This is a genomic window from Shewanella sp. W3-18-1, assembly GCF_000015185.1.
GTDB classification, from domain to species: domain Bacteria; phylum Pseudomonadota; class Gammaproteobacteria; order Enterobacterales; family Shewanellaceae; genus Shewanella; species Shewanella putrefaciens.
In genome coordinates, this window is the sequence record NC_008750.1 from 786,217 (window position 1) to 810,030 (window position 23,814).

The following is a 23,814-nucleotide window of genomic DNA, read 5'->3' on the forward strand; positions in this document are numbered from 1 at the left end:
CGGTAGAGGTGTGGCATGGAGAATATTTCACTTAGAGTCAATATTGAAGGCAAAGAAGAGAAAGTCGCCACTGATTGGTTTGCAATTATGGCGACCTTAAAAAAACGTGGTGTGGATTATGATTCACTACAACGTATTCATGCAGAACTCAGTGCAGGGCTAAAAGTCACGACAAGACGTCTTACGCTGGCCAAAATGAATGAAGAAATACCTCTCGTCGGCGTGATCCGAGATATGAACATCTCTCATAGAGAATCAATAGGGATGCATTAGATATCGCTGTTGATACAACTGCAGGGGAAGATAGGGAAACGATTTACAACATTCCCTTCAGTTTTCCCCCTTTCCAGCCTTCGCATAACAAATTTAATTTAGTTGTCGATTCATCTATAAGGGTGAGTCTAATAATCTGCCCTTCACGAAAACACACAAGCTCGCCTTCGATTTCGGTCAAGCGATTACAGCTCTTACAGCTCGTGCTTACAGTTTTACTGGCGGGCAGTTGGCTTCCAAAGCTTGATTTCAAAGTGTTTCCTCAATTGTGTGATGCCGATTTAGCATTTTAATTATGCCATACCTCACGGATCTTACCCCTTTTGTGATACGCATTCAAATATACTCCACTTACCCAGTGTAGTCGAAAGTTGTATAAGCACGAAATTTTGGCGACTTCTCTTACTGATCCATGTGGGAATAGTATTTATCAAGGGAAACAGACAGACCACTGTCTAGCACTATCCTAACGTGGGAAGGTTTAAGCTGCCTTGGTTCTTTCACGCCGCAGGAGTGAGCAATCAAACCTAGGTCGTGATGTAGGTTGCGGTTATAGTTGGCGACACGCGTAGATTTATCCCTTGGGTTTAGGCCTTGTTGTAGCTTTTTATTGTGAGTCGTTATTCCTGTTGGACAGGTATCTTTGTTACATTGTAAAGCTTGAATGCATCCAAGGGCGAACATATTACCGCGAGCAGAGGCAATAAAATCGGCACCTAGTGCTAATGCCCAAGCGACTTTTGATGGCACGATCAATTTACCGGATGCGATAATTTTTACTCGTTTCCGCAAACCCCGTTGGATCAAAATATCAACTAATATCGGCAAACTTTCTTTAAGCGGTAAACCTACGTAGTCCATCAAAGACTGTGGTGCTGCACCAGTTCCCCCGTCAGCACTGTCTAAGGTAAAAAAGTCAGGGGCGGAATCTTCACCTCGGCGCTCAATTTCATTACAAAAGTCTTCCAGCCATTGAACATCACCGAGTACGGCTTTAATTCCTGTGGGTTTACCTGTTACCTCACGCACTCTGGCGATCATGTCCAAAATATCGCCCACGGATTTAAATTCGATATGACCATTGGGGCTAATGGAATCCAATCCTTGAGGAATACCGCGAATATGGGCAATTTCTTCGGTGACTTTTATGCCCGGCAGTATGCCGCCTTTACCAGGCTTTGCTCCTTGGCTCATTTTGATTTCAAACATTTTAACTTCTGGATGGGCGGCAATGGATTTGAGTTTTGCATCGTCTAAGTGACCATGTTCATTACGTACGCCATATTTTGCTGTACCGATTTGAAAAACAAGATCACAGCCACCCTTGAGGTGATAGGGACTTAGACCACCTTCACCGGTGTTTAACCAACAACCCGCGAGTGCAGCTCCGTGTGATAGTGCGGTAATTGCGGGTCGTGAGAGGGCACCATAACTCATCGCTGAAATATGGCAAATGGCTTGAGTGGTATATGGTTCTCTGCAGTGAGGGCCGATAGTGACAGGGTAAATTGGCGTGATATCTTCATCTTGGGTAGGGAAGGCTGTGTTCATAAACATAATTGTGCCAGCATTATCCAAAGGGCGAGTCGAACCAAAGGCAATTGTTCTGTCCACATTCTTCGCGGCGCGGTATACCCAGCTTCGTTCAGCACGGTTAAAAGGCAGTTCTTCTCTATCTTGGGCAAAGAAGTATTGTCTAAAAAATTCTCCTTGCTTTTCAAATAAGTATCTAAAACGGCCTATCACGGGATAGTTGTGTCTGATGGCTTGTTTTGTTTGCATCTTATCGACGATATACATGTAGAAAAGGGCAAGTACACCGAATCCTATTAGGATTAAAAATAATCCAGAAAACAGATCTAGCCCCCACATAAACCAATGTTGTTCACTCATTTTGTGATCCTTTATTCTTGTCCATAACGTGTAGCAATTAGACTTGCAGCTTGACTATCACCGATGGAAAGCAAAAAAAGTTGGCTGTAATCATCTTCATTGATGGCGCTGATCTCGGGTCCACCCAATGCCTTGATAATAAGCGGGATAGTATTGGAGTGCCCGACAATTAATGAATTTCCCTTTACCGCATAGACTTGTTCAACGATTTGTTGGATATGCTCTTCGATAGGTTTTTGAGCAGGCACTATAGTTACGGGTAAATGACGTACATTACTCATGGGAGACAGCGTTTGTTGCGTGCGTTGATACTGCGTGGCAATAAGTTGAGATAGTGGTGTACGATTTAAGGCAGTAATAAGGGCTACGGCTCGCATTTCTCCTTGAGGAGATAACTGGGGATCATCAATCTGCAGGTTAATCTTTTCAGCATGTCTTACTAGGACGATCAATCTTGTATCTGCTACGGCTTGATTTATGGAAGACGCAGCAAAGCAGAGCAATAACAAAAAACCAGTTAATAGCTTAATGGGTGACAGATAAGGGATGAAACGACGATTTGTCAAACTCACTACTACTTGAAAATTAAACTGATTGATGTCATGACATGCTGCCATTGCATTACATCCTTTTTATCGATTTAGATAAGCATTTTAGTGATTGGTGAATAGGTACTTTTAAAAATAACCACCAATTTATATTGGTTTTATCATAGCGTTACGGCTTGATAATAGTGTAATTTTAAAAATTACTAAAGTTGTTCAAATTTTGGTCGATAATTAGGTCGACCCGAATTGAATGGATAGCTACCATGGAAATCAATAAATCCGCTCCGACTCAGCAGAGCACATCTTTGCCCCATAAAAATGTCCCTAAAGATAACGAGGCGAGTGAATCTAAAGCGGCAGCAGCCCCCTCTAAGCTCACGGCACAACAGACAAGTAAGAATCTGATGAATCAGGCCATTTTATCCGCACAGCAGGATGTGAATATCAAGGCTGGTGATAAGTCTATGGTCTTACTCTATCGCGCAGCAATCGAGGCGATAAACAAAGAGTTAGCACCGAGCATGGGTGAGAATGCCATTCAAACGGCTTATGACAATGGCGTTGACACTTCGCCAGAGGCGACGGCCGATCGCATTGTTAGCTTTGCAACGCAGTTTTTTAGTATCCACCAGCAGCAGAACTCAAGAATGAGTTTCGATGAACAGCTCGATAGTTTTATGACCATTATTGGTGGCGCTATAGATAGTGGTTTTAAGGATGCAAGAGAGATTTTATCAGGTCTTAAAGTGCTGCAAGGCGATATTGCTGATGGCGTTGATAAAACTTATTCTCTGGTACAAGAGGGCTTACAAGCTTTTAGAGATAGCTTTAATAAGAAAAACGATAACAGTCAGACTGCTGCCACATAATGCCAATAGCTTTTGCATTTAACTTACCCTAAACCCCTTTATTAAAAGGGGTTTTTTATTAACAGCGAATCATAGTGTTGTTTAAATCTCCCTATTCCTGAAATTCGCATCTTGAGGTAACTTGGGTATATGCTAGAGATCTGTTCAAGATTTTACTTGAGGATGGCTTATGTGGATTAGAGGAAGAATTATTGAACGTATTGATTGGAATGATAAATTATTCTCACTGCGCATTGCTGCAGCACTGACACCATTTATTCCCGGTCAGTTTATTAAACTTAGCCAAGTACAAGACGAAAAACGTGTCGCTAGAGCATACTCGCTCGTAAACTCGCCCGATAAACCCTATGCAGAAGTACTTGCGGTCGCGGTAGAAGAAGGACAATTATCGCCTCAATTACAACACTTAACCATAGGCGATGAGATTGATATTAGCTCGACAGCAACGGGTTTTATGACCTTAGATGAAATTCCTAAGGGGGAGGGTCAAGGAAAGCATTTATGGTTTTTAGCGACAGGAACTGCGGTTGGCCCATTTCTTTCGATGTTGGATACCGCGGAACCTTGGCAGCGTTTTGAAAAGATTGTGCTTGTGTACGGGGTGAGAGAGGCAAAAGATTTAGCGTATCTCGACAAATTACGCAGCTATGAACAGCAGTATCCAAACCAATTTATTCTGTGCTTATGCGTGACTCGCGAAGCTGTGGATGGTGCATTGCAATGTCGCATTCCAGAAGGTTTAGCTTCAGGAGAAATAGAGCATCAAGTAGGGTTAACCTTGAGTATGAAGGATTCTCAGGTGATGATCTGTGGTAATCCTGGCATGATTAGCGGTGCTCAGTCTGTTCTACTTGATAAAGGTCTTACTAAGAATTTACGCCGTGCGCCTGGACAAATTACCGTTGAAAAATACTGGTAATGTCGCTATTTACAAGTGGCCTCAACATACTGATTTAACTAGTATTAAAAGTGTTTTTTTAAGGTAAATGATGATTCCAACAAGAGAAGGATATTTTTGATGAAGTTGCTGTGCTCTCAGGCATCCCCCTATGCCCGCTGCGTTAGAACGCTAATTCGTTATTTAAATATTAAGGATATTGAAGAAGTTACTGTAAACCCCTTTGAGAATACCGCTGAGTTGCTTGATGCCAATCCACTAGGCCAAATCCCGTGTCTTATCACGAATGATGGTATACCTCTGTATGATAGCGAAGTGATTATGCGTTATTTGGATGCTGAACTTGGCGAACAACATATGTTTGGTGTGCCCAATAGTCATTGGGTATTGCAGTGCCAGTTCTCTATGATAAAAGGATTGATCGATAGCGCGGTAAAATTACGTCAAGAGCAAATGCGTGAAGATGAAGGTTTGAGATCAGTCTTTTGGACATCGCGATTTGAACAGGCGTTGCTCCGCGGTTTAATGCAGATGGAGCATCAAAGTGTAATCACCCAAGCTACAGTGCAAGCGCCACAGTTAGCCTTAATTTGCCTACTTGATTATATGGACTTTAGACATCCAGAGCTTGATTGGCGAAAAGTTGCACCCGCTACGGCACTTTGGTTTAGTGACATGCGAGATTTACCTGCATTCGTTGAAACTCGTCCTCACTAGTTTGAAAAGGCTTAGCAATCAGTTACGCGCCTTCCCCTTGGATTGTCACGGCGATTTTGCTCACCAAAAGCGCCGTATAACTCCCGAGTGACACCGTAATCCACTCGACGATCATGGCCAACTTGACGCCTATCTTGATGGTGTTGATAACGACACTGACAACTTGCTTGGGTGCATTCTTCCATCGGCAGTTCAGGGGCTTCTTTGGATAAAAAACGTTTTCCTGATAGCGCATTCACTTTTTCACAACCACTACCATTGCTTACTATGCTAACACTATGAAAACGGTGCTCTTGGATTATAGGTACTTTTTCTGCCGTATAAGATGTCGTTTTACTGCGGTATTTTCGCTGTTTTTTACGGCTCTTGAGTGTGCTTAATCCAAATAACATCAGTGTTGCTACGACTAGCAGGAGTATGGTCAACATATTTGTTCCCCATGGATTTTGACAAATTAAGGTTCAGTTTAGTTTGATTTGAGATAATCGCCAGTTTTAAGGTTAAATCTATTAAAAACAAAAAGTTAAACTTGCTATTGCTCTGTGGTTGACTATCTATTACTCTGAAATAAGTGATAACTATTATCATTAAAATGCATAAAAATACTGGCGAGTGATATCACAATATTGGGGAGAAATAGATAATGAAATTGGTAACTTATGCTGCGTTAGTTGGGTTAATTTCCGTTGGGCAATCAGCGTTTGCGGATGAAAAACTAACGGTTTACTCTTATCGCCAAGCATTTTTAGTGGAGCCAATCCTTGCGCGTTTTACTGAGGAAACTGGCATTGGCGTGAATGTCGTATTTGCGAAAGATGGTATTGCAGAGCGCATTGCCCGTGAAGGCCGCTTATCTCCTGCTGATTTAGTATTGACCTCTGATTTTTCTCGCCTAGTTGAATTAGTCGAAAAAGATCTCACTTCTCCCGTTAAAACGCCCACACTCGAAAGCAATATCCCCGCACAATATCGTGATCCTGATGGTCAATGGTATGCTTTGACTATGCGAGTCAGAAACCTATACACAGCAAAGGATCGTGCTGGTTCGCAGCAATTAACCTATGAGGATCTTGCCGACCCCAAGTACAAAGGAAAAATTTGTACTCGAAGCGGTAAACATCCATATAACATTGCGTTAGTGGCATCAATGATTGCGCATCATGGTGAGGCTGAAGCAAAAACTTGGCTGCAAGGTGTGAAAACTAATTTAGCACGTAAGCCACAGGGTAACGATAGAGGCCAAATTGCCGCTGTTAAAGAGGGATTGTGTGATGTTGCGATAGGCAATAGCTATTACTATGGCAATATGTTGCAGGATCCTGAGCAAAAAACTGTAGCGGAAGCTGTCGTGATTAATTTTCCAAACCAAGCCAATCGCGGCGCCCATGTGAATGTTTCAGGTATGGTATTAACACGCCATGCGCCTAATAAAGAAAACGCGATTAAATTAATGGAGTTTTTATCGGCCGATATCGCGCAAAAAGCCTATGCTGATGTAAACATGGAGTATCCAGTCAAAGCCAATGTAGCACCATCGCCGCTTGTGGCTTCTTGGGGAGAGTTTAAGGTTGATCAACTGCCTATTTTCAAACTTGCTGAATATCATCAAGCCGCGGTGAAGTTGTTAGATGAAGTACAGTTTGATTTGTAGTTGCTTGTTATTAAAAGCATTGCATTAATATTAAAGCCAGCGCCATTTATTGGCGCTGTGACTTTTTAAGGATTGACATGATTTTAGGATTAGCCAGAAGCTGGTCGCTTGCTGGTTATGCCGTGGCAGCATTACTCGTATTGCCTCTTTTTGCCTTAATATTTCAAGCATTTCAGCCCGATGAGGCAGTGTTTGACCACTTAATGGCAACTGTGTTACCCACTTATATCATCAACAGCTTATTACTGATTTTTTGGGTGAGTGTGGGTGCGCTTTTACTCGCTTTACCCTGCGCTTGGTTGGTGGCTCGCTGCGAATTTATTGGAAGGCGTTATTTGCAGTGGGCGCTGTTACTGCCTTTGGCTATGCCTGCCTATATTGTTGCTTATGTATATACCGATTTACTCGATTATGCAGGGCCTGTTCAGCGAGGGCTGCGCTTACTCTTTGATTGGCGTTCATCTCAAGAATACTTTTTTCCTGATATTCGTTCCTTAGGCGGTGCAGCTTGTATGCTGTCGCTCGTACTTTTTCCTTATATTTATCTTTTAGCGCGCACCGCTTTTATGGAGCAGTCCCTAAGCTTAGCCCATGCCTCTCGTATTATGGGCTGTTCTTCATGGCAGAGCTTTTGGCGTCTCTCTTTGCCAATGGCAAGACCCGCAATCGCCGTGGGAGTTGCTTTGGTCGCGATGGAAACCGCGGCAGATTTTGCGACTGTAAGCTATTTTGCTGTGCCCACTTTAACTACTGCGGTATACGATACATGGCTCGGCTACGGTAATCTGACTGCTGCGGCGAAATTGTCAGCCATTATTTTACTGGTGATCTTTATGCTCATTGGAGTCGAGCGATTTGCGCGCCGTAAACAGCAGCTATTTCAAAAACAGTCACGTATTCAGACTACTGATTTATATCGACTTACCACTAAACAAACTGTGTATGCACTCATTTTTTGTGGAACAGTACTCTTACTATCGTTCTTATTACCTTTTGGGATTTTAGTAACCTATGCTATTGGTTATTTTGAAAAAAGTTGGGATTCAAGTTTTTGGCAATTGAGTCTTAATAGCCTTAGTCTTGCGTTAGTCACCAGCATACTCTGTTGTTTGATAGCTTTGTTCTTGATGTTTGTGCGTCGTATCAGCCCAAGGCGCAGTGATACATTACCTTCACGTTTAGCATCAACAGGCTATGCCTTGCCCGGTACTGTGTTAGCTATCGGAGTATTAGTGCCGTTAACTTTGCTCGATTTTGGAATTAACGATCTGGCTGAGTATATCGGTGTCAAAGGTCCTGGACTCCTACTCACGGGCAGTGTAGTGGCTTTGGTTTTTGCTTTTTGCGTGCGCTTTATTGCCATCGCAATCGGGAGCATTGAAAGTAGCTACAAGCGCATCTCACCATCATTAGATATGGTGAGTTTAACAATGGGACAGAGTCCAATAAGACTACTCAGTCGAGTACATTTACCCTTGCTCTCAAAGGGGATTTTTGCCGCTGCGTTGTTGGTTTTTATCGAAAGCATGAAGGAACTGCCAGCCGCTTTGCTGCTAAGGCCGATTGGGTTTGAAAATCTTGCAACTCATGTCTTTCAGTTTGTGTCCGATGAAAAACTGGAACATGGCGCTCTAGCTGCTATTGTGATTGTCATCGTGGGCTTAGTGCCTCTCATTTATTTAAATCGTTCTTTGGAGCAACACAGCGGATGACTCGTACGCTCACCCTTCACCAAGTTCATAGTGATTATCAGGGCCAGAAAGTGCTCAAAGGCTTAAGTTTAGATCTTGCTCAAGGAGAAATTCTTGCACTGTTAGGGCCTAGTGGCTGTGGAAAAACGACTTTGTTAAGGGCTGTCGCTGGATTGCAGGCGATCAGTCAAGGCGAGATTTTGATTAATGGCAAGCTCGTGAGTGGTCAAAAGACATTTGTGCCTAGTGAGCAACGTGGCATTGGTATGATTTTCCAAGACTATGCACTTTTTCCGCATTTGACCGTAGCAGAAAATATCTTATTCGGTGTACCTAAGTTATCAGGGGCTCAGCGTCAATCACGTTTAGATGATATGTTAAGCCTTGTTAAACTTGATGGTTTAGCAAAACGCTATCCACATGAATTATCGGGTGGTCAGCAGCAGCGAGTTTCGATTGCTCGTGCGCTGGCCTATGAGCCGCAGTTATTGCTGCTTGATGAACCCTTTTCCAATATCGACGCTCAAGTGCGCTACGAGATGATGGCTGAAATTCGCAGCATCTTAAAACAACGTAATGTCAGTGCGGTATTTGTTACTCACAGTAAGGATGAGGCGTTTGTGTTTGCTGATACTTTAGCCATATTTAATCAAGGGGTTATAGTGCAATATGGCAGTGCTGAGGCTGTGTATGCCACGCCAAATAGCCGTTATGTGGCTGACTTTTTGGGGAGTGGCAATTATTTACCTGCTTCAGTAGTCGATGGGCACAGAGTTACAACACCAATAGGGCATTTAACCAGTCTTACACCTTTACCATTTCCGAATGAGTATCGTGGACAGATCTTCTTGAGACCGCAGCAATTGACATTATCAGCAGATGAGCAGGGTGTTGGCACTATTACGGAGCGACGTTTCTTAGGCACTTTTTGCCATTATTGGGTGAAGGTTGAAGAAGCCTCCCATGCCTATTATGTGGAGGTTCGTAGCCAAATGATGCAACTTACCATTGGCCAAAAAGTAGGATTGACGACAGAACCGCATTCATTAGTGCTATTTGAATCTTAAGCATATTTAAAATGTGGGTACCCAATTTAAGCAATGAGTATTTATTGGATGCTGATACCACATAGCCAATGAAAGTAAGACATTTTTGCTTACGTTTAACTTGGGTCTACGCAGTATTGGATGATGATATTTTCAACCATCCTTGTTACTTTAAACCTCCGGTTTCGGAGGATTTATGCTAAAAAAAATAAATTTAATTTGTACCCTCGTTATTGTAACAACTGCGATATTGTCTTCAGGAGTGATGGCCATGGATAGGATCACAGGTAAAGCTTTTGCAACTCGTTCTGAAGTGTATGCAACCCAAGGGATGGCGGCGACAAGCCAACCCTTAGCGACACAGGTTGCGATCGATATTCTTAAACAAGGCGGTAGTGCTGTTGATGCGGCTATTGCCGCCAATGCGATGCTAGGGTTAGTTGAACCGACAGGTTCCGGTGTAGGTGGTGATTTATTTGCAATTGTGTGGAGTGCGAAAGATAAACGTCTCTATGGTCTTAATGCCTCTGGTCGCAGCCCCAAATCCTTAACGCTAGAGAAGCTAAAATCCCTCGGATTAGATTACTTGCCTCCTTTGGGGCCGCTACCCGTATCCGTTCCCGGCGCGGTGGATGGATGGTTCGAACTGCACGATAAGTTCGGCAAGTTACCAATGGCCGATAACTTAGCGCCAGCGATTCGTTATGCCCGCGAAGGTTTCCCTGTCTCCGAGTTGATTGCCTATTACCTTGAGGGCAGCGGTAAAAAGCTTGCTCAATTCCCCGGTTTTAAAGAAACCTATATGCCAAATGGCAAAATGCCAGCCGTAGGGGAAATCTTTAAAAATCCTGCGCTTGCTAATACTTATGAAAAAATTGCCAAGGATGGGCGCGATGCTTTTTATAAAGGGGATATCGCCAAAAGTATAGATAAGTATATGAAATCTCAAGGTGGCTATTTAAGTTATGATGATTTAGCGAGTCATACGAGTGAATGGGTTGATCCAGTTTCGGTCAATTACCGAGGTTACGATGTGTGGGAATTGCCGCCCAATGGACAGGGTATTGCTGCGCTGCAAATCCTTAAAACGATGGAGCCCTTTAATGTTGCTGCTATGGGCTTTAATAGTCCTGAATACGTACATTTATTTGTTGAGGCTAAAAAACTCGCCTTTGCCGACAGGGCGAAGTTTTATGCAGATATGGCTTTTAACAAAGTCCCCGTTACAGAGCTTATCTCACAGAAATATAACTATGATCGCGCTAAGTTAATCAATCCTAATAAAGCCGCTAAAAGCGTTGATGCTGGAAATCCAGCATTACAACATGGTGATACGGTTTATCTAACTACCGCCGACAAAGATGGCAATATGGTGTCACTCATTCAGAGTAATTACCGTGGTATGGGCTCTGGGATGACACCACCAGATCTTGGTTTTGTATTGCAGGATCGTGGGCAAATGTTTGATTTAACAGAGGGGCGTTTTAATTCATACGCCCCTGGTAAGAGGCCATTCCAAACCATTATTCCCGCTTTTGTGACTAAAGATGGGAAGCCTTGGCTGAGTTTTGGTGTGATGGGCGGCGCAACCCAGCCACAAATGCATGCTCAAATATTAGTCAATCTCATTGATTTTAAAATGAACTTGCAAGAAGCGGGCGATGCTCCCAGAATTTTACATTCTGGCTCCACTGAGCCAACGGGTGAAGTCATGCATGATGGTGGTTATGTCAGTCTGGAATCAGGTTTCCCGGTAGAAACCCGCCGTGAGTTAATTAAGAAAGGCCATGTGTTGCGTGATAGTCTTGGTGATTTTGGCGGCTATCAAGCCATTGGATTTAATGCCGAAACGGGTGTATATCGTGCGGCATCTGAGAGTCGCAAGGATGGTCACGCCGCAGGCTATTAACACTAATATAAATGCTAAGGTAAACTCAACACTGAGTGAACCTGACTTCATTGATTCGATTAAACTGATTGGCGAGACTTTAATGGTCTCGTCAATTTTTATGTTTAAGGGTCTTGGGGGATAATGCTCCGCTATTGGCATTATCATAAACAGATCAGAGCAAACTGTGCGTTACTTAATGTCATTTTTGGGTAAAGTTGCGGATAATATTGCCGAAAATGAATTTATAAAAAGGGTCATAACCAGATGGATATCCAAAATATGCCACGTGAACAGTTGGGTGTGTGTGCAGAGGGGAACTTACATAGTATTTATTTGATGTTTACTGCGAATGATAATGTTGAGTCTCAATTACGTCCCTGTATTGCCAACGTCGCGCAGTATATTTATGAGCTGACAGATCAGTATTCCGATAGTGCATTCAATGGCTTTGTGGCTATTGGCGCTAACTATTGGGATAGCCTATATCCAGATTCGCGTCCAGCAATGCTCAAACCTTTTCCTGCGATGCAAGTTGGAAGCCGTGAAGCGCCTGCAATCGAATACGATTTATTCGTGCATATTCGCTGTGACCGTTACGATATTTTGCATTTGGTTGCCAACGAAATTAGTCAAATGTTTGAAGATTTAGTGGAATTAGTCGAAGAAGAACGCGGTTTTAGATTTATGGATAGCCGCGATTTGACAGGGTTTGTTGACGGTACTGAAAATCCCAAAGGTCGTCACCGTCAGGAAGTGGCACTTGTAGGAGATGAAGATCTTGAGTTTAAGGGCGGCAGCTATATTCATGTGCAAAAATATGCCCATAATCTGAGTAAATGGAATCGATTACCGGTTAAAAAACAAGAAGATATTATCGGGCGTACTAAGCAAGATAATATTGAATATGAATCGGAAGACAAGCCGCTAACGAGTCATATCAAACGTGTGAATCTTAAATATAACGATGGTCAGTCCATGGAAATTCTGCGTCAAAGCATGCCCTATGGCTCGCTCAAGCAGCAAGGTTTAATGTTTATTTCTAACTGTCGTACACCGAATCATTTTGAACAAATGCTGCATAGCATGATGTTTGGTGATGGTGAGGGAAACCACGATCACTTAATGCACTTTACTAAGGCGATGACAGGCTCGTCTTTCTTCGCGCCCGCATTAGACTTTATGCTGCAGTTTGACGAATAAGCCTTCTCACGCGATTTAAGCAAATACGAATAAAACGCACTGATGCTCAAGCATTAAGTGCGTTTTTTGTGTTTAAATCAGATGGGCGGGTGTCCATTTCTTGATATCGAGTTGCCACTGCTGAGCGGTGAAATCGATAAACGCTCTGACTAACATCTGCTGATAACTTCGGGATAAATAGACGGCCCATAGAGTTTGGCCTGGAGTCGTAAAGTCGGGTAAAACTTCCTGAAGTTGGCCACTGGCAAGGTACTGATTGGCCAAGTCACAGGGGAGACGTACAATGCCGTGCCCCCTCAGTGCTGCGCTAACCAATACCCCCATATCGTTGGCTTTGAGGTTACCAGTGACTTTGATGACTTCACTTTGTTTTTCTTTTAGAAAATGCCAACTGTGCTGCGCCGTGTGGACAAGGCAATTATGTGCTAGTAAATCAATTGGTTCGTTTAAGGGGCTTGTATTAGCAAGATAAGTTGGTGCAGCGCAAACCACTGCATCTATCATCATTAAACGCCGCGCAATCAAATTCTCATCGGGCTGTTCGGTGTATCGCAGTGCCACATCAACCCGTTCATCGACCAATTGGGCAAAACTGTCTGACATGGCCAGTTGGATATTGACCTTAGGGTGTAGTTTGATAAAGCGATCGACAACATCAAACAGACTGTGCTGCCCCAGCCCTATGGGGGTTGCGATTCTGATGCTTCCAACAAGTTCAGTATTATGACTATGTGCACGGCTCTCCATTGCGGCAACTTCACTGAGCAAGCGCTGGCAATACTGCAAGGTCTCTTCCCCCTGTAGCGTTAGGCTTACGCTACGGGTCGTTCGGTGTAATAAGCGTAAATTGAGCCATTGCTCAATTTCTTGAATATGACGCGAAACCTGTAGTCGACTTAGGTCGAGGTGTTGGGCGGCCTTAGTAAAGCTTCCACAGTTTGCCACCTCGACAAAACTGCGTATTGCGGCAATCTTATCCATATTAGTATCCCAATCTGAAACAATCTTGCTCATTTATCGATATTTATCACGTGAAATATCCCAAGTAAACTGAATCCAATGTAAACCATCTGAATAAGGTAACAAAATGAAAATCGCAATTTTAGGTGCAACAGGTTGGATTGGTGGTGCAATTTTAAAAGAAGCACTAAGCCGAGGGCATGAAGTCACCGCACTGGTTCGTGATCCAAGTAAATTACCAACAACGAATGCGGCAGTGCGTACCGTGGATTTAAATCAGCCACTTGTTGCTGATAGCTTTACCAATCAGGATGTCGTGATCGCCGCGATCGGTGGCCGTGCCGCACAAAACCACGAAATAGTGGCGGGAACAGCCACTCATTTATTAGCAATATTGCCTAAGGCCAAAGTGCCGCGTTTATTATGGGTGGGTGGTGCAGGGAGTTTAGAAGTCGCACCGGGTGTAACTTTAGTATCAACCCCTGATTTTCCCGAAGCTTACAAGAGCGAAGCATTAGCGGCGGTTGAAGCATTAAAGGTGTTTAGAGAAGCCAATACAACGGTCAATTGGACATTTGTTAGCCCTGCCGCTGAGATTTACCCAGGAGAGAGTGAGGGCCCCTATCGTGTTGGTGGCGACAGTTTTTTTACCGATGCCAATGGTCAAAGCCGTATTTCGGTCACTGATTACGCCAAAGCCATGCTAGATGAGGCTGAAAAGGGCACTCACCCAAACCAACGCATCAGTGTGGCTTATTGATATGACGATGGTGAGTTAGATACTGTGCTGGAATGTGTAACGTAATAGGGACAGTAGACATATAACTGCACCGTTATGTACTTAAAAATGCACAGGTAAAATAAAACAGGTCAGCGAACTGACCTGTTTTTTTATTCTGCATAATTGAATAAAGATTTGATCGTTTCTAAGGTATCGGCGATATCTTGGATACTCGATGGACAAATAAAGATAGTGTCATCACCAGCAATCGTCCCCAAAATCCCTTCAGGTTTACCGATTGAGTCCAATAAACGAGCAATTAACTGTGCAGCACCCGGACTGGTACGTACAACTATCATAGCTTGGTTGTGGTCAACATCGAGTACCAAATTCTTTAAGGGGCTTCCCGCAGTGGGGACACCTAACTCGGCTGGTAAGCAATACACCATTTCTTGCTTAGCGTTACGAGTCCGCACAGCACCGAACTTGCTGAGCATCCGCGATACTTTTGATTGGTTGATGTTGCCAAAGCCTTCTGCTTGCAAGGCGGCGACGATTTCACTTTGAGAGCCAAAGCGCTCTTCTTTTAAAATCGACTTAAAAATTCTAACAAGGTCATCCTGATTCTTGGTCGTTTGCATAATGTTATTATTCGTTATTCAAAAAAACAGGCCCATTTTGAATATTTTTAGAAAAATTGTCAACAAATAACCAGATTGGTTGAATAAAAATTCACTTGTTAAGTGGGGTTATGCTTATGTTTCGCACTTTAATGCATAGAATAGAGTGATTGTTCTACTTTATTCCGTAATTCTTTTCTCCCACGACTAAGGGATAATTGAAATTGTTGTGACATTCCAGTAATGTGACGCCAACGGAAACTAGATCCATGTCACACATATCCGAGAAATAACGGAGATAACTATGAAAGTTGCTGTACTTGGTGCTGCTGGTGGTATCGGCCAGGCTCTTGCCCTACTGTTAAAAACTCAATTGCCTGCGGGTTCTAAACTGTCTCTATACGATATCGCACCGGTGACTCCGGGTGTTGCGGTTGACTTGAGCCATATTCCAACTGCGGTTGAGATCAAAGGTTTTGCTGGTGAAGATCCAACGCCTGCCCTCGTGGGCGCTGACGTTGTACTCATTTCTGCAGGTGTTGCACGTAAGCCTGGTATGGATCGTTCAGATCTGTTCAATATCAACGCGGGCATTGTTCGCAATCTGATTGAAAAAGTGGCTGCGACTTGTCCAAAAGCACTTGTTGGTATCATTACTAACCCTGTGAATACGACAGTTGCTATCGCTGCTGAAGTGATGAAAAAAGCAGGTGTTTACGATAAGAACCGTCTATTCGGTGTGACCACTCTGGACGTTATCCGTTCTGAAACTTTCATCGCTGAATTAAAAGGCTTAAACGTTGCTGACGTTAAAATCAACGTGATCGGCGGCCACAGCGGTGTGACCATTCTGCCATTACTGTCTCAAGTTGAAGGCGTGACTTTCTCCGATGAAGAAGTCGCTTCTTTAACTAAACGCATTCAAAACGCGGGTACTGAAGTGGTTGAAGCTAAAGCAGGTGGCGGAAGCGCGACTCTGTCTATGGGCCAAGCGGCTTGCCGTTTCGGTATGTCTCTGGTTCGTGGTCTGCAAGGCGAAGCGAATGTCGTTGAATGTGCCTACGTTGATGGCGGCAGCGAACACGCTGAATTCTTCGCACAACCTGTGCTATTAGGCAAAAACGGTATCGAAAAAGTACTGCCTTACGGTGAAGTGAGTGCATTTGAAGCTAACGCCCGTGATTCTATGTTAGATACGCTGAAAGGCGATATCAAACTAGGCGTTGATTTCGTTAAATAATCTTTTTAGATTGTGACGAATGAATAACGGAGCCATTGCGCTCCGTTTTTTTATGCCTACATTTTACACTTTCTCAAGCTAATTCAGTCGATCAGCGGCGCTTAGTGGGAATTTGGCAGTTATCATCGCAGCGGGCTTTGCCCGTCAGTAAATAGGAGATGCGGTATCTGTGCTTTGCGAATCTGAGGTAGCACCAATCAGCAATGGGTTTGATCACAGGCAAACGTAATAGCTGGATCCAAGCGCGCGTGCCTGTGAGCGCCCACGCTTTACAAGTGACATCTAACCCGAGTAACACTTCGCCCGTTGCGGTTTCGCCATGGAGTATGGTATTAGCAAAGTCTTTATCGATATGGCTGAAACGCTCGCTAAAGTCGGGTGCATTTAAATCCTCTAGCGTAATTAAGTTCTTGGGATCGCGTGCTTTCAGTTGACGCATTTCGGCGCTACATAATGGACAATTACCATCGTAAAAAATCCGCAGTTCCATTGGGTTTACCTCTGATGACGTGATCACAATACTTGGTCTAAGTTCTCGGCTTGAGAACTTAAGGCTCAGTTTTCTTTTACCCTATACGCAGCATAAAGGGTTTTAGATCGAAGCGATTGTAGAACAGATCAGCATCTCATTTGGCTTTTTGTTAGGTTAAATTCAAATGAGTGCAGTAACATCTTGGTTATTCATCAGTTTAACTTGATTGCTGATTTTTAAGTGAACAAGGTAAAGCCTGACAAATAACGACTCAAAAGGATAGGTATGACATCTCCCATCATCATCACAGGCGTGGGTAAACGCATAGGTTACGCCTTAGCCAAACATCTTCTTGCCCAAGGTCATAGTGTGATTGGCACCTATCGTAGCCATTATCCGAGTATTGATAAGCTGCGGGTTTTGGGCGCGACTATAATCCAATGTGACTTTTACGACAATGTTCAGGTACAAGGCTTAATTGATCAATTGAGCCAGTATCCAAAGATCCGCGCCATTATCCATAACGCCTCGGATTGGTTGGCGGATAGCAGTCAAACCTATACTGCCAGCGAAGTGATACAGCGGATGATGCAGGTGCACGTAAGCGTACCTTATCAATTGAATTTGGCGTTAGCATCGCAGTTGCAAGCAGGTGCAGAAGAGGAGATTGGTGCCAGCGATATCATCCATATCACCGACTATGTGGCCGAAAAGGGCAGTGCTAAACATATCGCTTATGCCGGCAGTAAAGCGGCGCTACATAATTTAACTTTGTCCTTTGCGGCTAAATTCGCCCCCGAAGTGAAAGTCAATTCGATTGCGCCAGCGATGATCCTATTTAATCAAGGCGATGATGAAGCCTATCAGCAAAAAACCTTAGCTAAAGCACTACTGCCAAAAGAGGCGGGGAATGAAGAGATTATCGATTTAGTGGAATATCTGCTAAATAGCCGCTATGTCACGGGGCGCAGCCATCATGTCGATGGTGGTCGGCATTTAAGGTAAAAAAGAATCTAGATTTTAGGTCCTAGGCCCTAGAATCTAATTACCTAGCACTTTCTTTTTTAAAACGTCAGCACACGACTTGGGGTGATGATAATAGGTAAAGGTACATCCCAATGCTCGCAGGGCAAACTCGCAACTTGCTGACAATCATGGGCGTAACCCATAGGCAAAGGTTTACCTTTAAGCTGCCAGTTTGCCAGCGTCCTATCGTAATAGCCGCCGCCCATGCCCATACGATTTCCCATTAAATCAAAAGCCACTAAGGGCGTGATAACCACATCTAGCGCTGTCACGGGGATAATGGCGCGCACATCTAACTTAGGTTCTAAGATGCCGAATTGATTGGGTTGCATCAGGGTATCTGCGGTGTAATGCAAGAATAACAATTGTCCGGCATTAAAGGGATGCAGCCTTGGGAGATAGGTGTTTATGCCCAATTGCCATAGTGCATGGATCAACGGTGGTGTAGCAAGTTCGCCATCGTGAGTTAAATACAAGGCCACATGCTGTGCTTTTTTAGCCTGCAATTCATTGAGCATTTTCTGGCTGGCACAGAGACTTGCTTTGTTTTGCTCTGTTGCGGACAGGGCATTACGGGCTGCTCGGATAGTTTTGCGTAACTGATTGCGGCTTGCTTTTAAATGGATTGCAGCATCATCGGCAAGGTGTGCCGTTTTGTTTTGGACGCTGAAATAAGAAAGTTTGGCTGATGTAGACATAGAATTAAGATGCTCCCCAGAATGCCGCTACCGGTGTAGCCCTTGAACCGTAGGTTCAAGGCGGGTAAATGATTACTTCCTAAGGCTTCTCGGTACGAGCCGAGCATGCTCAATGTCAGTAAAGCATTCACCCTGAGATCAAAATTATCGGCACAGGGACATTACCAGTTGGCCTGCACCCCAGGGAGCAAAAACGGTATCGAATCGTTAAACATTGCCCTAAGAGTATAGGTCAGTTTAACTATTCACTGTACAACTCTTGTCTGAAATTGAGTGGCTAAATAACCAAGTTGCACAGTTTAAATCTATTTAGTTGAACGCTCAACTAAGGCATTCTCGAGGGTTGACTGCAACAGACTAATGCGGTCATCCATTTGTTTCATATAATCTTTATTTTTTTGCTTTTCTTGGAACAACTCGTGTCCAATATTCAGCGCCGCCATAATAGCAATTTCTTCACGGCTTAAACTATTAGTGCGATTTTTCAGAGAGGTAAGCTGTTGCTCAACCCCAGTTGCCACTATACGCAAGGCATCCTCTTGCCCTTTAGGACAAGCGATAGAGTAGGTGCGCCCAAGCAGGGTGATTTCAACTGCACTATTACTCATGTTGCGGATGATCCTTTTATTGGCATCGATAGGCCGGACTATATAGGGCTGATCTTAAAAGTGCAAGGTAAGCTGCAAATGGATTGTGTATTCACCGTTGTGTTTGCTGCTTGTGTGAGCAGTTGCCAAAAATCTACTGGTGATTTTGGCATAAACAGGATTCAGTATTGGTTCAAGTCTTTATCTCTGCTAGCATTGCTGCTGGAAAATTCTTATTGGAATCTGATATGGCTACCCCTCCTTCGTTACGCATCGAGAGCTTAAAAATAGCCTTAGATGCGGCTGAAATTGGTCAGCATCCCGTGGAAGTTCACGGTGCCCTCGTGGGTTTAATCTGCGGTGGCGTAGAGCAAACCGGCGATATGTGGATTAAGCCCTTATTCGACTTGATGAACGATGGTCAACCACTGCCTGCGCAGTTACATCAATTAGTGTGTGAGTTATTCCAAGATTCGGTTGCGCGTTTAGTGGACTTTGAATTTGGTTTTACTCCTTTACTACCCGAAGAGGAAGAACCGCTCAGTAAACGTGTAGAGGCGCTATCCCTTTGGGCACAAAGTTTCTTAACGGGTATTGCTATTATTCAGCCAAAACTTAATCAGGCCTCAGTTGAAGTGCGTGAAGTGATTAAGGATTTAGCCGAAATAGCCCAAGTAGAATTTGATGTCGTTGATGATGAAGAGTCTGAAACTGCCTATATCGAGTTGCTGGAGTTTGTGCGAATCGCCGCCATTATGTGTTATTCGGAATTCGGCCCAGAGATCCCGCACGGTGAGGATGACGACACCGCTGTTGTTCACTAATGCCTGACGAGTGAACTAATTTGATGTAAAAAGGTTGATACGCTTCCCCAACATTTGCAGATTCAGCCTTTTAGTACATGGTTCTACTTTTTAGGATCATGCCATAGCTTGAATGAGATCCCCATGACGGTAACGAATCACATGGATACTTCAGTTCAAAACGTCGACATCGCGATTGTAGGCGGTGCCATGGCGGGGGCAATCTTGGCGTTGGCACTCGCGCGCCTTTCCCACACAACAGCCCCACTTTCTGTTGCCTTAGTTGAGGCACACCTTCCCGATAAGCAACACCCCGGATTCGATGCCCGCTCTATTGCCATTGCCCATGGTTCTGTCTTTGAATTATCCCGCTTAGGTTTATGGCAAAAGCTCGCCCATTTGGGCACGGCGATTGAAAATATCCATGTGTCGGATCGCGGCCATTTTGGTATGACAGAGTTAAATGCGGCACAGTTTCATTTAGATGCCCTAGGCCAAGTAGTCGAGCTTGAACGTGTCGGCCAAGTGCTGTTTAACGAGTTACATAAGAGCGAGGTTAAACTTTACTGCCCCGCTAAGCTTGACCAAGTAGAAGCCGCAGTCGAAGGCCACACCTTAGTGCTTGATACGGGCGAGCGCATTCACGCCAAACTTGTGGTCGCCGCCGATGGTTTACAATCTAAAGTGCGCAGCAGTTTTAATCTGCCCATTACCCAAGTGGCGTTCGAGCAAACTGCGATTATTGCCAATATTCAAACCGCTGATTTGCCAACCAATAGGCCTCAAAAACATTGGGCCTACGAGCGTTTTACCGAGACAGGTCCCTTAGCACTGCTACCTATGGGCGATAGCCAAGGCCAACCGCGTTTATCCCTCGTATGGGCCCTCGATAATGCGCGGGCTAAGCAGATGCAAACCGTGCCTAAGGCCGAATTTTTAGCGGCGCTGCAACAGGCCTTTGGTTATCGTGCGGGCACGTTTATCGATGTTAGCGCGCGCCATGCGTATCCGCTTAATTTGTCTTATATGCCAAGGCCAATCCACCATAGATGTGTGTTTATCGGCAATGCGGCGCAGACGCTGCATCCGATTGCAGGGCAAGGCTTTAACTTAGGGCTAAGGGATGTAGTCAGCTTGCTTGAGGTGGTCAAATCGGCGCTAGTACAGGGGGAGGATATCGGCTCTGCCGCTGTGACCCATGCGTACCTTCATGCCCGCGAGGACGACAGAAACACCACTATCCGTAATATCGAATTTTTAGTTCGTGGCTTCTCCAACCAATACTGGCCCTTGGCCCTTGGGCGTAATTTAGGATTACGGCTCTTGTCTTGGTTTCCGCCACTCAAAACCCCCGTCGCTCAAAAAGCGATGGGTTGGAAATAACACAGCAATTTACTGGTATCGCAACGCGAAAAGGATGTACCCATGTTAAGTTCACAAGCCTATGACATTGCCATTGTGGGTGGCGGCATGGTGGGACTCGCCACCGCGATTGGATTGGCGCAGGCCGATTTAAATGTCGTCGTTATCGATGCGGGCCATACGCAGGCCGTTGTCGGCGAACCGCGTTTGCGGGTGAGTGCCATCAATAAGGTGAGTCAACGCTTATTGGAACACTTAGGTGCGTGGACATACTTAGATACAAACCGTGCCACGCCTTATCAAAAAATGGCGGTGTGGGATAAAGACGGTTTTGGCAAAATTGCCTTCGATGCCAGTAGTATCAGTGAGCCTAGCCTCGGCGCGATTATCGAAAACGACGCCATTAGCTTTGCCCTCGCCAAACGTGCCAGTGAGTTTGACAATATTACCCATATCCAAAACCACCGCCTCGAGCGCATTGCCTTTGGTGATCGTGAGGCTTGGTTGACCTTAGCCGATAGCGCCGATTCTGAAATCGAAAGTGTTAGTGCAGCCTTGGTGATCGCCGCCGATGGCGCCAATTCTTGGGTACGTGAGCAGTGCAAGATCCCATTGACGTTTTGGGATTATGGTCATCACGCGATTGTTGCAACTATCCGTACGGAATTACCGCACCTTGCCACCGCCCGCCAAGTGTTTTTACAGGACGGCCCTTTGGCATTTTTACCTTTGTATGAAGACAATCTCTGCTCCATCGTCTGGTCGGTACCGCCCGAGCGCGCCACTGAATTACTGGCGATGGACAAAGTGCAATTTGAGCGTAGCTTAACCGCCGCCTTCGATGGCCGCCTCGGGATTTGCAAGCTTGAAAGTGAGCGCCAAGCCTTCCCATTGCGAATGCGCTACGCCCGCCATTTTGCCCGTCACCGCCTGTTATTAGCAGGCGATGCGGCTCATACGATTCATCCGCTGGCTGGCCAAGGGATTAACCTCGGCTTTTTAGATGCGGCCAGTATTATCGAAGTGGTCAGTGAGCTACATACAGCAGGTAAGGATATTGGGGACTATGCACACTTGCGTGCGTTAGAGCGTTGGCGCAAGGCCGATGCGATGGAGATGATTGCGGCGATGGAAGGCTTTAAACGCCTATTCGAAGGTTCAAATCCGGTCAAAAAGGCCATTCGCGATTTGGGATTAAATCTCGTTGATAATGTCTCTGGGCTGAAAACAGTGTTCATGCAACAGGCCATGGGCAATAAGTCGTCGCTGCCTAAGTTATGTCGTTAGCCTCGGTTGCGCTAATGTGATCAGAATTGCTGACAATATCAGCAATTTGGCTGCAAGCTGCGCAAATCTGGTTTTTGCATGTAAAAAAATTACATGTTGAAGATGAGAAAATCTAATGACATTGGCTTCGGATTAGAAAAATATCCTGTATACAAATTTGTGACGCAAGGTATAATTTCGCCGCATTTTAGACCCTAGTATCTACACCCTACACTAGGCAGAGACCTGAAAAAGGCCGCACAAAAGGGATAACAATGGCTAATAAAACTATTCTGTTTAACAAGCACTTAGAATCAAACGCTAAGATGGTCGACTTCCACGGTTGGGATATGCCCCTCAACTATGGCTCCCAAATCGAAGAACACCACGCAGTACGCCAAGATGCAGGTATGTTCGACGTTTCCCACATGACTGTGGTTGATGTGATCGGAACCGACGCGTGTGCATTCCTGCGTAAGTTGCTCGCAAACGATGTGGCTAGACTTAAAGTGCCAGGTAAAGCCTTATACAGTGGCATGTTAGATGAAAATGCCGGCATCATCGACGACCTCATTACTTACTACCTCACCGACACTTTCTACCGCGTTGTCGTCAACAGCGCGACCCGCGAAAAAGATTTAGCGTGGATCGCCAAGCAATCCCAAGGTTTTGATATCACTGTGACTGAGCGCCCTGAACTGGCGATGATCGCTGTTCAAGGCCCGAATGCAAAAGCCAAAGCCGCCGCCGTATTCAGCGCAGACCAAAACGCCGCCATCGAAGGTATGAAGCCATTCTTCGGTAAGCAAGCTGGCTCGCTATTTATTGCGACCACAGGTTACACAGGTGAAGCGGGCTACGAAATTATCGTCCCAGAAGATGAAGCCCAAGCCTTGTGGCAAGCATTGTTAGATCAAGGGGTTAAACCTTGTGGTTTAGGTGCCCGTGACACGCTACGTCTCGAAGCCGGTATGAACCTCTACGGCCTAGATATGGACGAAACCATCAACCCATTGGCCGCCAACATGGGCTGGACCATCGCATGGGAACCAACCGACCGTGACTTTATCGGCCGCAAGGCGCTTGAAGCCCTGCGCGATGCCGGAACCGACAAATTAGTCGGTCTAGTGATGGAAGAAAAGGGCGTGTTACGCCATGATATGCCAGTATTTTTCACCGATGCAGCGGGTGTTGAGCACCAAGGCGTGATCACCAGCGGGACTTTCTCGCCAACATTGGGCTATTCTATTGCGATGGCGCGTGTTCCTAACCAGATTGGGGATACGGCAGAAGTCGAAATGCGTAAAAAACGTGTGGCTGTTAGAGTTGTGGCGCCAAACTTTGTGCGCAACGGTAAACAAGCATTTTAAAAAAACGGAACA

The 23,814-nt window shown here is 44.9% G+C and carries 25 protein-coding genes and 1 other RNA gene; 16 read left to right on the forward strand and 10 right to left on the reverse strand.

What is annotated here, in order from left to right; genetic code table 11:
* The first annotated feature begins 15 nt into the window (after positions 1 to 15).
* Positions 16 to 273, forward strand: coding sequence for a hypothetical protein (locus tag SPUTW3181_RS03665; protein ID WP_011788087.1), 258 nt, complete (start codon positions 16 to 18; stop codon positions 271 to 273).
* Positions 274 to 316: 43 nt separating this feature from the next.
* Here the strand turns inward: SPUTW3181_RS03665 and SPUTW3181_RS22060 are convergent, their stop codons facing one another.
* The 3 genes from SPUTW3181_RS22060 to SPUTW3181_RS03680 form a co-directional block, all read right to left on the reverse strand.
* Positions 317 to 526 carry a hypothetical protein gene (locus SPUTW3181_RS22060; protein WP_011788088.1) on the reverse strand — a complete coding sequence of 70 codons (210 nt, stop codon included), beginning with the start codon at positions 524 to 526 and terminating at the stop codon, positions 317 to 319.
* 149 nt (positions 527 to 675) lie between these two features.
* Entirely contained in the window at positions 676 to 2,166 is a 1,491-nt protein-coding gene (locus tag SPUTW3181_RS03675) for an FMN-binding glutamate synthase family protein (RefSeq protein ID WP_011788089.1), read from the reverse strand.
* A gap of 11 nt (positions 2,167 to 2,177) precedes the next feature.
* Positions 2,178 to 2,783 carry a histidine phosphatase family protein gene (locus SPUTW3181_RS03680; protein WP_011788090.1) on the reverse strand — a complete coding sequence of 202 codons (606 nt, stop codon included), beginning with the start codon at positions 2,781 to 2,783 and terminating at the stop codon, positions 2,178 to 2,180.
* A 194-nt stretch (positions 2,784 to 2,977) separates the two neighbouring features.
* Here SPUTW3181_RS03680 and SPUTW3181_RS03685 point away from each other — a divergent pair, with 194 nt between their 5' ends.
* The 3 genes from SPUTW3181_RS03685 (at position 2,978) to SPUTW3181_RS03695 (ending at position 5,198) form a co-directional block, all read left to right on the forward strand.
* Positions 2,978 to 3,583, forward strand: coding sequence for a DUF5610 domain-containing protein (locus tag SPUTW3181_RS03685; protein ID WP_011788091.1), 606 nt, complete (start codon positions 2,978 to 2,980; stop codon positions 3,581 to 3,583).
* 169 nt (positions 3,584 to 3,752) lie between these two features.
* Complete coding sequence (locus SPUTW3181_RS03690) at positions 3,753 to 4,502, forward strand: ferredoxin--NADP reductase (RefSeq protein WP_011788092.1); 750 nt, start codon at positions 3,753 to 3,755, stop codon at positions 4,500 to 4,502.
* Positions 4,503 to 4,601: 99 nt separating this feature from the next.
* A complete protein-coding gene (locus SPUTW3181_RS03695) occupies positions 4,602 to 5,198 on the forward strand; it encodes a glutathione S-transferase N-terminal domain-containing protein (protein WP_011788093.1) in 597 nt (198 codons plus the stop codon).
* A gap of 11 nt (positions 5,199 to 5,209) precedes the next feature.
* Here the strand turns inward: SPUTW3181_RS03695 and SPUTW3181_RS03700 are convergent, their stop codons facing one another.
* A complete protein-coding gene (locus SPUTW3181_RS03700) occupies positions 5,210 to 5,626 on the reverse strand; it encodes a hypothetical protein (RefSeq protein ID WP_011788094.1) in 417 nt (138 codons plus the stop codon).
* 215 nt (positions 5,627 to 5,841) lie between these two features.
* Between SPUTW3181_RS03700 and SPUTW3181_RS03705 the strand changes: the two genes are divergently transcribed.
* The 5 genes from SPUTW3181_RS03705 (at position 5,842) to SPUTW3181_RS03725 (ending at position 12,677) form a co-directional block, all read left to right on the forward strand.
* Positions 5,842 to 6,849: a Fe(3+) ABC transporter substrate-binding protein gene (locus SPUTW3181_RS03705; RefSeq protein WP_011788095.1), complete on the forward strand. Its 1,008-nt coding sequence runs from the start codon at positions 5,842 to 5,844 to the stop codon at positions 6,847 to 6,849.
* A 77-nt stretch (positions 6,850 to 6,926) separates the two neighbouring features.
* A complete protein-coding gene (locus tag SPUTW3181_RS03710) occupies positions 6,927 to 8,561 on the forward strand; it encodes an ABC transporter permease (protein WP_011788096.1) in 1,635 nt (544 codons plus the stop codon).
* Positions 8,558 to 9,607, forward strand: a complete 1,050-nt coding sequence (locus SPUTW3181_RS03715) for an ABC transporter ATP-binding protein (RefSeq protein ID WP_011788097.1) — start codon at positions 8,558 to 8,560, stop codon at positions 9,605 to 9,607. The genes SPUTW3181_RS03710 and SPUTW3181_RS03715 overlap by 4 nt, the downstream gene beginning before the upstream one ends.
* Positions 9,608 to 9,782: 175 nt before the next feature.
* Positions 9,783 to 11,495 carry a gamma-glutamyltransferase gene (gene ggt / locus SPUTW3181_RS03720; protein ID WP_011788098.1) on the forward strand — a complete coding sequence of 571 codons (1,713 nt, stop codon included), beginning with the start codon at positions 9,783 to 9,785 and terminating at the stop codon, positions 11,493 to 11,495.
* Positions 11,496 to 11,741: 246 nt separating this feature from the next.
* Complete coding sequence (locus SPUTW3181_RS03725) at positions 11,742 to 12,677, forward strand: Dyp-type peroxidase (RefSeq protein ID WP_011788099.1); 936 nt, start codon at positions 11,742 to 11,744, stop codon at positions 12,675 to 12,677.
* 72 nt (positions 12,678 to 12,749) lie between these two features.
* Here SPUTW3181_RS03725 and SPUTW3181_RS03730 read toward each other — a convergent pair whose 3' ends face one another.
* Positions 12,750 to 13,658 carry a LysR family transcriptional regulator gene (locus SPUTW3181_RS03730; RefSeq protein WP_011788100.1) on the reverse strand — a complete coding sequence of 303 codons (909 nt, stop codon included), beginning with the start codon at positions 13,656 to 13,658 and terminating at the stop codon, positions 12,750 to 12,752.
* 106 nt (positions 13,659 to 13,764) lie between these two features.
* Here SPUTW3181_RS03730 and SPUTW3181_RS03735 point away from each other — a divergent pair, with 106 nt between their 5' ends.
* Complete coding sequence (locus SPUTW3181_RS03735; RefSeq protein ID WP_011788101.1) at positions 13,765 to 14,397, forward strand: NAD(P)-dependent oxidoreductase; 633 nt, start codon at positions 13,765 to 13,767, stop codon at positions 14,395 to 14,397.
* Positions 14,398 to 14,528: 131 nt separating this feature from the next.
* Here the strand turns inward: SPUTW3181_RS03735 and argR are convergent, their stop codons facing one another.
* A complete protein-coding gene (argR, locus tag SPUTW3181_RS03740) occupies positions 14,529 to 14,999 on the reverse strand; it encodes a transcriptional regulator ArgR (RefSeq protein WP_011788102.1) in 471 nt (156 codons plus the stop codon).
* A 283-nt stretch (positions 15,000 to 15,282) separates the two neighbouring features.
* On the opposite strand from argR, the gene mdh reads away from it, so the two are divergent.
* On the forward strand, positions 15,283 to 16,218 hold the full coding sequence (mdh, locus tag SPUTW3181_RS03745; protein WP_011788103.1) for a malate dehydrogenase: 936 nt from the start codon (positions 15,283 to 15,285) through the stop codon (positions 16,216 to 16,218).
* A gap of 91 nt (positions 16,219 to 16,309) precedes the next feature.
* Here mdh and SPUTW3181_RS03750 read toward each other — a convergent pair whose 3' ends face one another.
* Positions 16,310 to 16,708, reverse strand: coding sequence for a thiol-disulfide oxidoreductase DCC family protein (locus SPUTW3181_RS03750; RefSeq protein WP_011788104.1), 399 nt, complete (start codon positions 16,706 to 16,708; stop codon positions 16,310 to 16,312).
* Between the two features lie 267 nt (positions 16,709 to 16,975).
* On the opposite strand from SPUTW3181_RS03750, the gene folM reads away from it, so the two are divergent.
* A complete protein-coding gene (gene folM, locus SPUTW3181_RS03755) occupies positions 16,976 to 17,695 on the forward strand; it encodes a dihydromonapterin reductase (RefSeq protein WP_011788105.1) in 720 nt (239 codons plus the stop codon).
* A 59-nt stretch (positions 17,696 to 17,754) separates the two neighbouring features.
* Here the strand turns inward: folM and SPUTW3181_RS03760 are convergent, their stop codons facing one another.
* The 3 genes from SPUTW3181_RS03760 to SPUTW3181_RS03765 form a co-directional block, all read right to left on the reverse strand.
* The gene (locus SPUTW3181_RS03760; RefSeq protein ID WP_011788106.1) at positions 17,755 to 18,414 is read right to left on the reverse strand and encodes a 5-formyltetrahydrofolate cyclo-ligase; all 660 of its coding nucleotides are present in this window, start codon (positions 18,412 to 18,414) and stop codon (positions 17,755 to 17,757) included.
* Between the two features lie 9 nt (positions 18,415 to 18,423).
* Positions 18,424 to 18,604: non-coding RNA, 6S RNA (ssrS, locus tag SPUTW3181_RS21475), on the reverse strand.
* A 115-nt stretch (positions 18,605 to 18,719) separates the two neighbouring features.
* Positions 18,720 to 19,022, reverse strand: coding sequence for a cell division protein ZapA (locus SPUTW3181_RS03765; RefSeq protein ID WP_011788107.1), 303 nt, complete (start codon positions 19,020 to 19,022; stop codon positions 18,720 to 18,722).
* A 227-nt stretch (positions 19,023 to 19,249) separates the two neighbouring features.
* Here SPUTW3181_RS03765 and SPUTW3181_RS03770 point away from each other — a divergent pair, with 227 nt between their 5' ends.
* From SPUTW3181_RS03770 to gcvT, 4 genes are all read left to right on the forward strand, one after another.
* A complete protein-coding gene (locus SPUTW3181_RS03770; protein ID WP_014611321.1) occupies positions 19,250 to 19,825 on the forward strand; it encodes a UPF0149 family protein in 576 nt (191 codons plus the stop codon).
* A 123-nt stretch (positions 19,826 to 19,948) separates the two neighbouring features.
* Positions 19,949 to 21,187, forward strand: coding sequence for a 2-octaprenyl-6-methoxyphenyl hydroxylase (gene ubiH, locus SPUTW3181_RS03775; protein WP_011788109.1), 1,239 nt, complete (start codon positions 19,949 to 19,951; stop codon positions 21,185 to 21,187).
* A 42-nt stretch (positions 21,188 to 21,229) separates the two neighbouring features.
* Positions 21,230 to 22,453 (forward strand): FAD-dependent 2-octaprenylphenol hydroxylase, encoded by a 1,224-nt coding sequence (locus SPUTW3181_RS03780; RefSeq protein WP_011788110.1) that lies wholly within the window; start codon positions 21,230 to 21,232, stop codon positions 22,451 to 22,453.
* 254 nt (positions 22,454 to 22,707) lie between these two features.
* Positions 22,708 to 23,802: a glycine cleavage system aminomethyltransferase GcvT gene (gene gcvT, locus SPUTW3181_RS03785; protein ID WP_011788111.1), complete on the forward strand. Its 1,095-nt coding sequence runs from the start codon at positions 22,708 to 22,710 to the stop codon at positions 23,800 to 23,802.
* Positions 23,803 to 23,814: the final 12 nt, after the last annotated feature.

What these genes read in the sequence shown, in the direction of transcription:
- SPUTW3181_RS03665 (WP_011788087.1), top strand. Translation starts at nt 16, where the DNA reads ATGGAGAATATTTCACTTAGAGTCAATATTGAAGGCAAAGAAGAGAAA.
- SPUTW3181_RS03675 (WP_011788089.1), bottom strand. Translation starts at nt 2,166, where the DNA reads ATGAGTGAACAACATTGGTTTATGTGGGGGCTAGATCTGTTTTCTGGA.
- SPUTW3181_RS03680 (WP_011788090.1), bottom strand. Translation starts at nt 2,783, where the DNA reads ATGGCAGCATGTCATGACATCAATCAGTTTAATTTTCAAGTAGTAGTG.
- SPUTW3181_RS03685 (WP_011788091.1), top strand. Translation starts at nt 2,978, where the DNA reads ATGGAAATCAATAAATCCGCTCCGACTCAGCAGAGCACATCTTTGCCC.
- SPUTW3181_RS03690 (WP_011788092.1), top strand. Translation starts at nt 3,753, where the DNA reads ATGTGGATTAGAGGAAGAATTATTGAACGTATTGATTGGAATGATAAA.
- SPUTW3181_RS03695 (WP_011788093.1), top strand. Translation starts at nt 4,602, where the DNA reads ATGAAGTTGCTGTGCTCTCAGGCATCCCCCTATGCCCGCTGCGTTAGA.
- SPUTW3181_RS03700 (WP_011788094.1), bottom strand. Translation starts at nt 5,626, where the DNA reads ATGTTGACCATACTCCTGCTAGTCGTAGCAACACTGATGTTATTTGGA.
- SPUTW3181_RS03705 (WP_011788095.1), top strand. Translation starts at nt 5,842, where the DNA reads ATGAAATTGGTAACTTATGCTGCGTTAGTTGGGTTAATTTCCGTTGGG.
- SPUTW3181_RS03710 (WP_011788096.1), top strand. Translation starts at nt 6,927, where the DNA reads ATGATTTTAGGATTAGCCAGAAGCTGGTCGCTTGCTGGTTATGCCGTG.
- SPUTW3181_RS03715 (WP_011788097.1), top strand. Translation starts at nt 8,558, where the DNA reads ATGACTCGTACGCTCACCCTTCACCAAGTTCATAGTGATTATCAGGGC.
- ggt (WP_011788098.1), top strand. Translation starts at nt 9,783, where the DNA reads ATGCTAAAAAAAATAAATTTAATTTGTACCCTCGTTATTGTAACAACT.
- SPUTW3181_RS03725 (WP_011788099.1), top strand. Translation starts at nt 11,742, where the DNA reads ATGGATATCCAAAATATGCCACGTGAACAGTTGGGTGTGTGTGCAGAG.
- SPUTW3181_RS03730 (WP_011788100.1), bottom strand. Translation starts at nt 13,658, where the DNA reads ATGGATAAGATTGCCGCAATACGCAGTTTTGTCGAGGTGGCAAACTGT.
- SPUTW3181_RS03735 (WP_011788101.1), top strand. Translation starts at nt 13,765, where the DNA reads ATGAAAATCGCAATTTTAGGTGCAACAGGTTGGATTGGTGGTGCAATT.
- argR (WP_011788102.1), bottom strand. Translation starts at nt 14,999, where the DNA reads ATGCAAACGACCAAGAATCAGGATGACCTTGTTAGAATTTTTAAGTCG.
- mdh (WP_011788103.1), top strand. Translation starts at nt 15,283, where the DNA reads ATGAAAGTTGCTGTACTTGGTGCTGCTGGTGGTATCGGCCAGGCTCTT.
- SPUTW3181_RS03750 (WP_011788104.1), bottom strand. Translation starts at nt 16,708, where the DNA reads ATGGAACTGCGGATTTTTTACGATGGTAATTGTCCATTATGTAGCGCC.
- folM (WP_011788105.1), top strand. Translation starts at nt 16,976, where the DNA reads ATGACATCTCCCATCATCATCACAGGCGTGGGTAAACGCATAGGTTAC.
- SPUTW3181_RS03760 (WP_011788106.1), bottom strand. Translation starts at nt 18,414, where the DNA reads ATGTCTACATCAGCCAAACTTTCTTATTTCAGCGTCCAAAACAAAACG.
- SPUTW3181_RS03765 (WP_011788107.1), bottom strand. Translation starts at nt 19,022, where the DNA reads ATGAGTAATAGTGCAGTTGAAATCACCCTGCTTGGGCGCACCTACTCT.
- SPUTW3181_RS03770 (WP_014611321.1), top strand. Translation starts at nt 19,250, where the DNA reads ATGGCTACCCCTCCTTCGTTACGCATCGAGAGCTTAAAAATAGCCTTA.
- ubiH (WP_011788109.1), top strand. Translation starts at nt 19,949, where the DNA reads ATGACGGTAACGAATCACATGGATACTTCAGTTCAAAACGTCGACATC.
- SPUTW3181_RS03780 (WP_011788110.1), top strand. Translation starts at nt 21,230, where the DNA reads ATGTTAAGTTCACAAGCCTATGACATTGCCATTGTGGGTGGCGGCATG.
- gcvT (WP_011788111.1), top strand. Translation starts at nt 22,708, where the DNA reads ATGGCTAATAAAACTATTCTGTTTAACAAGCACTTAGAATCAAACGCT.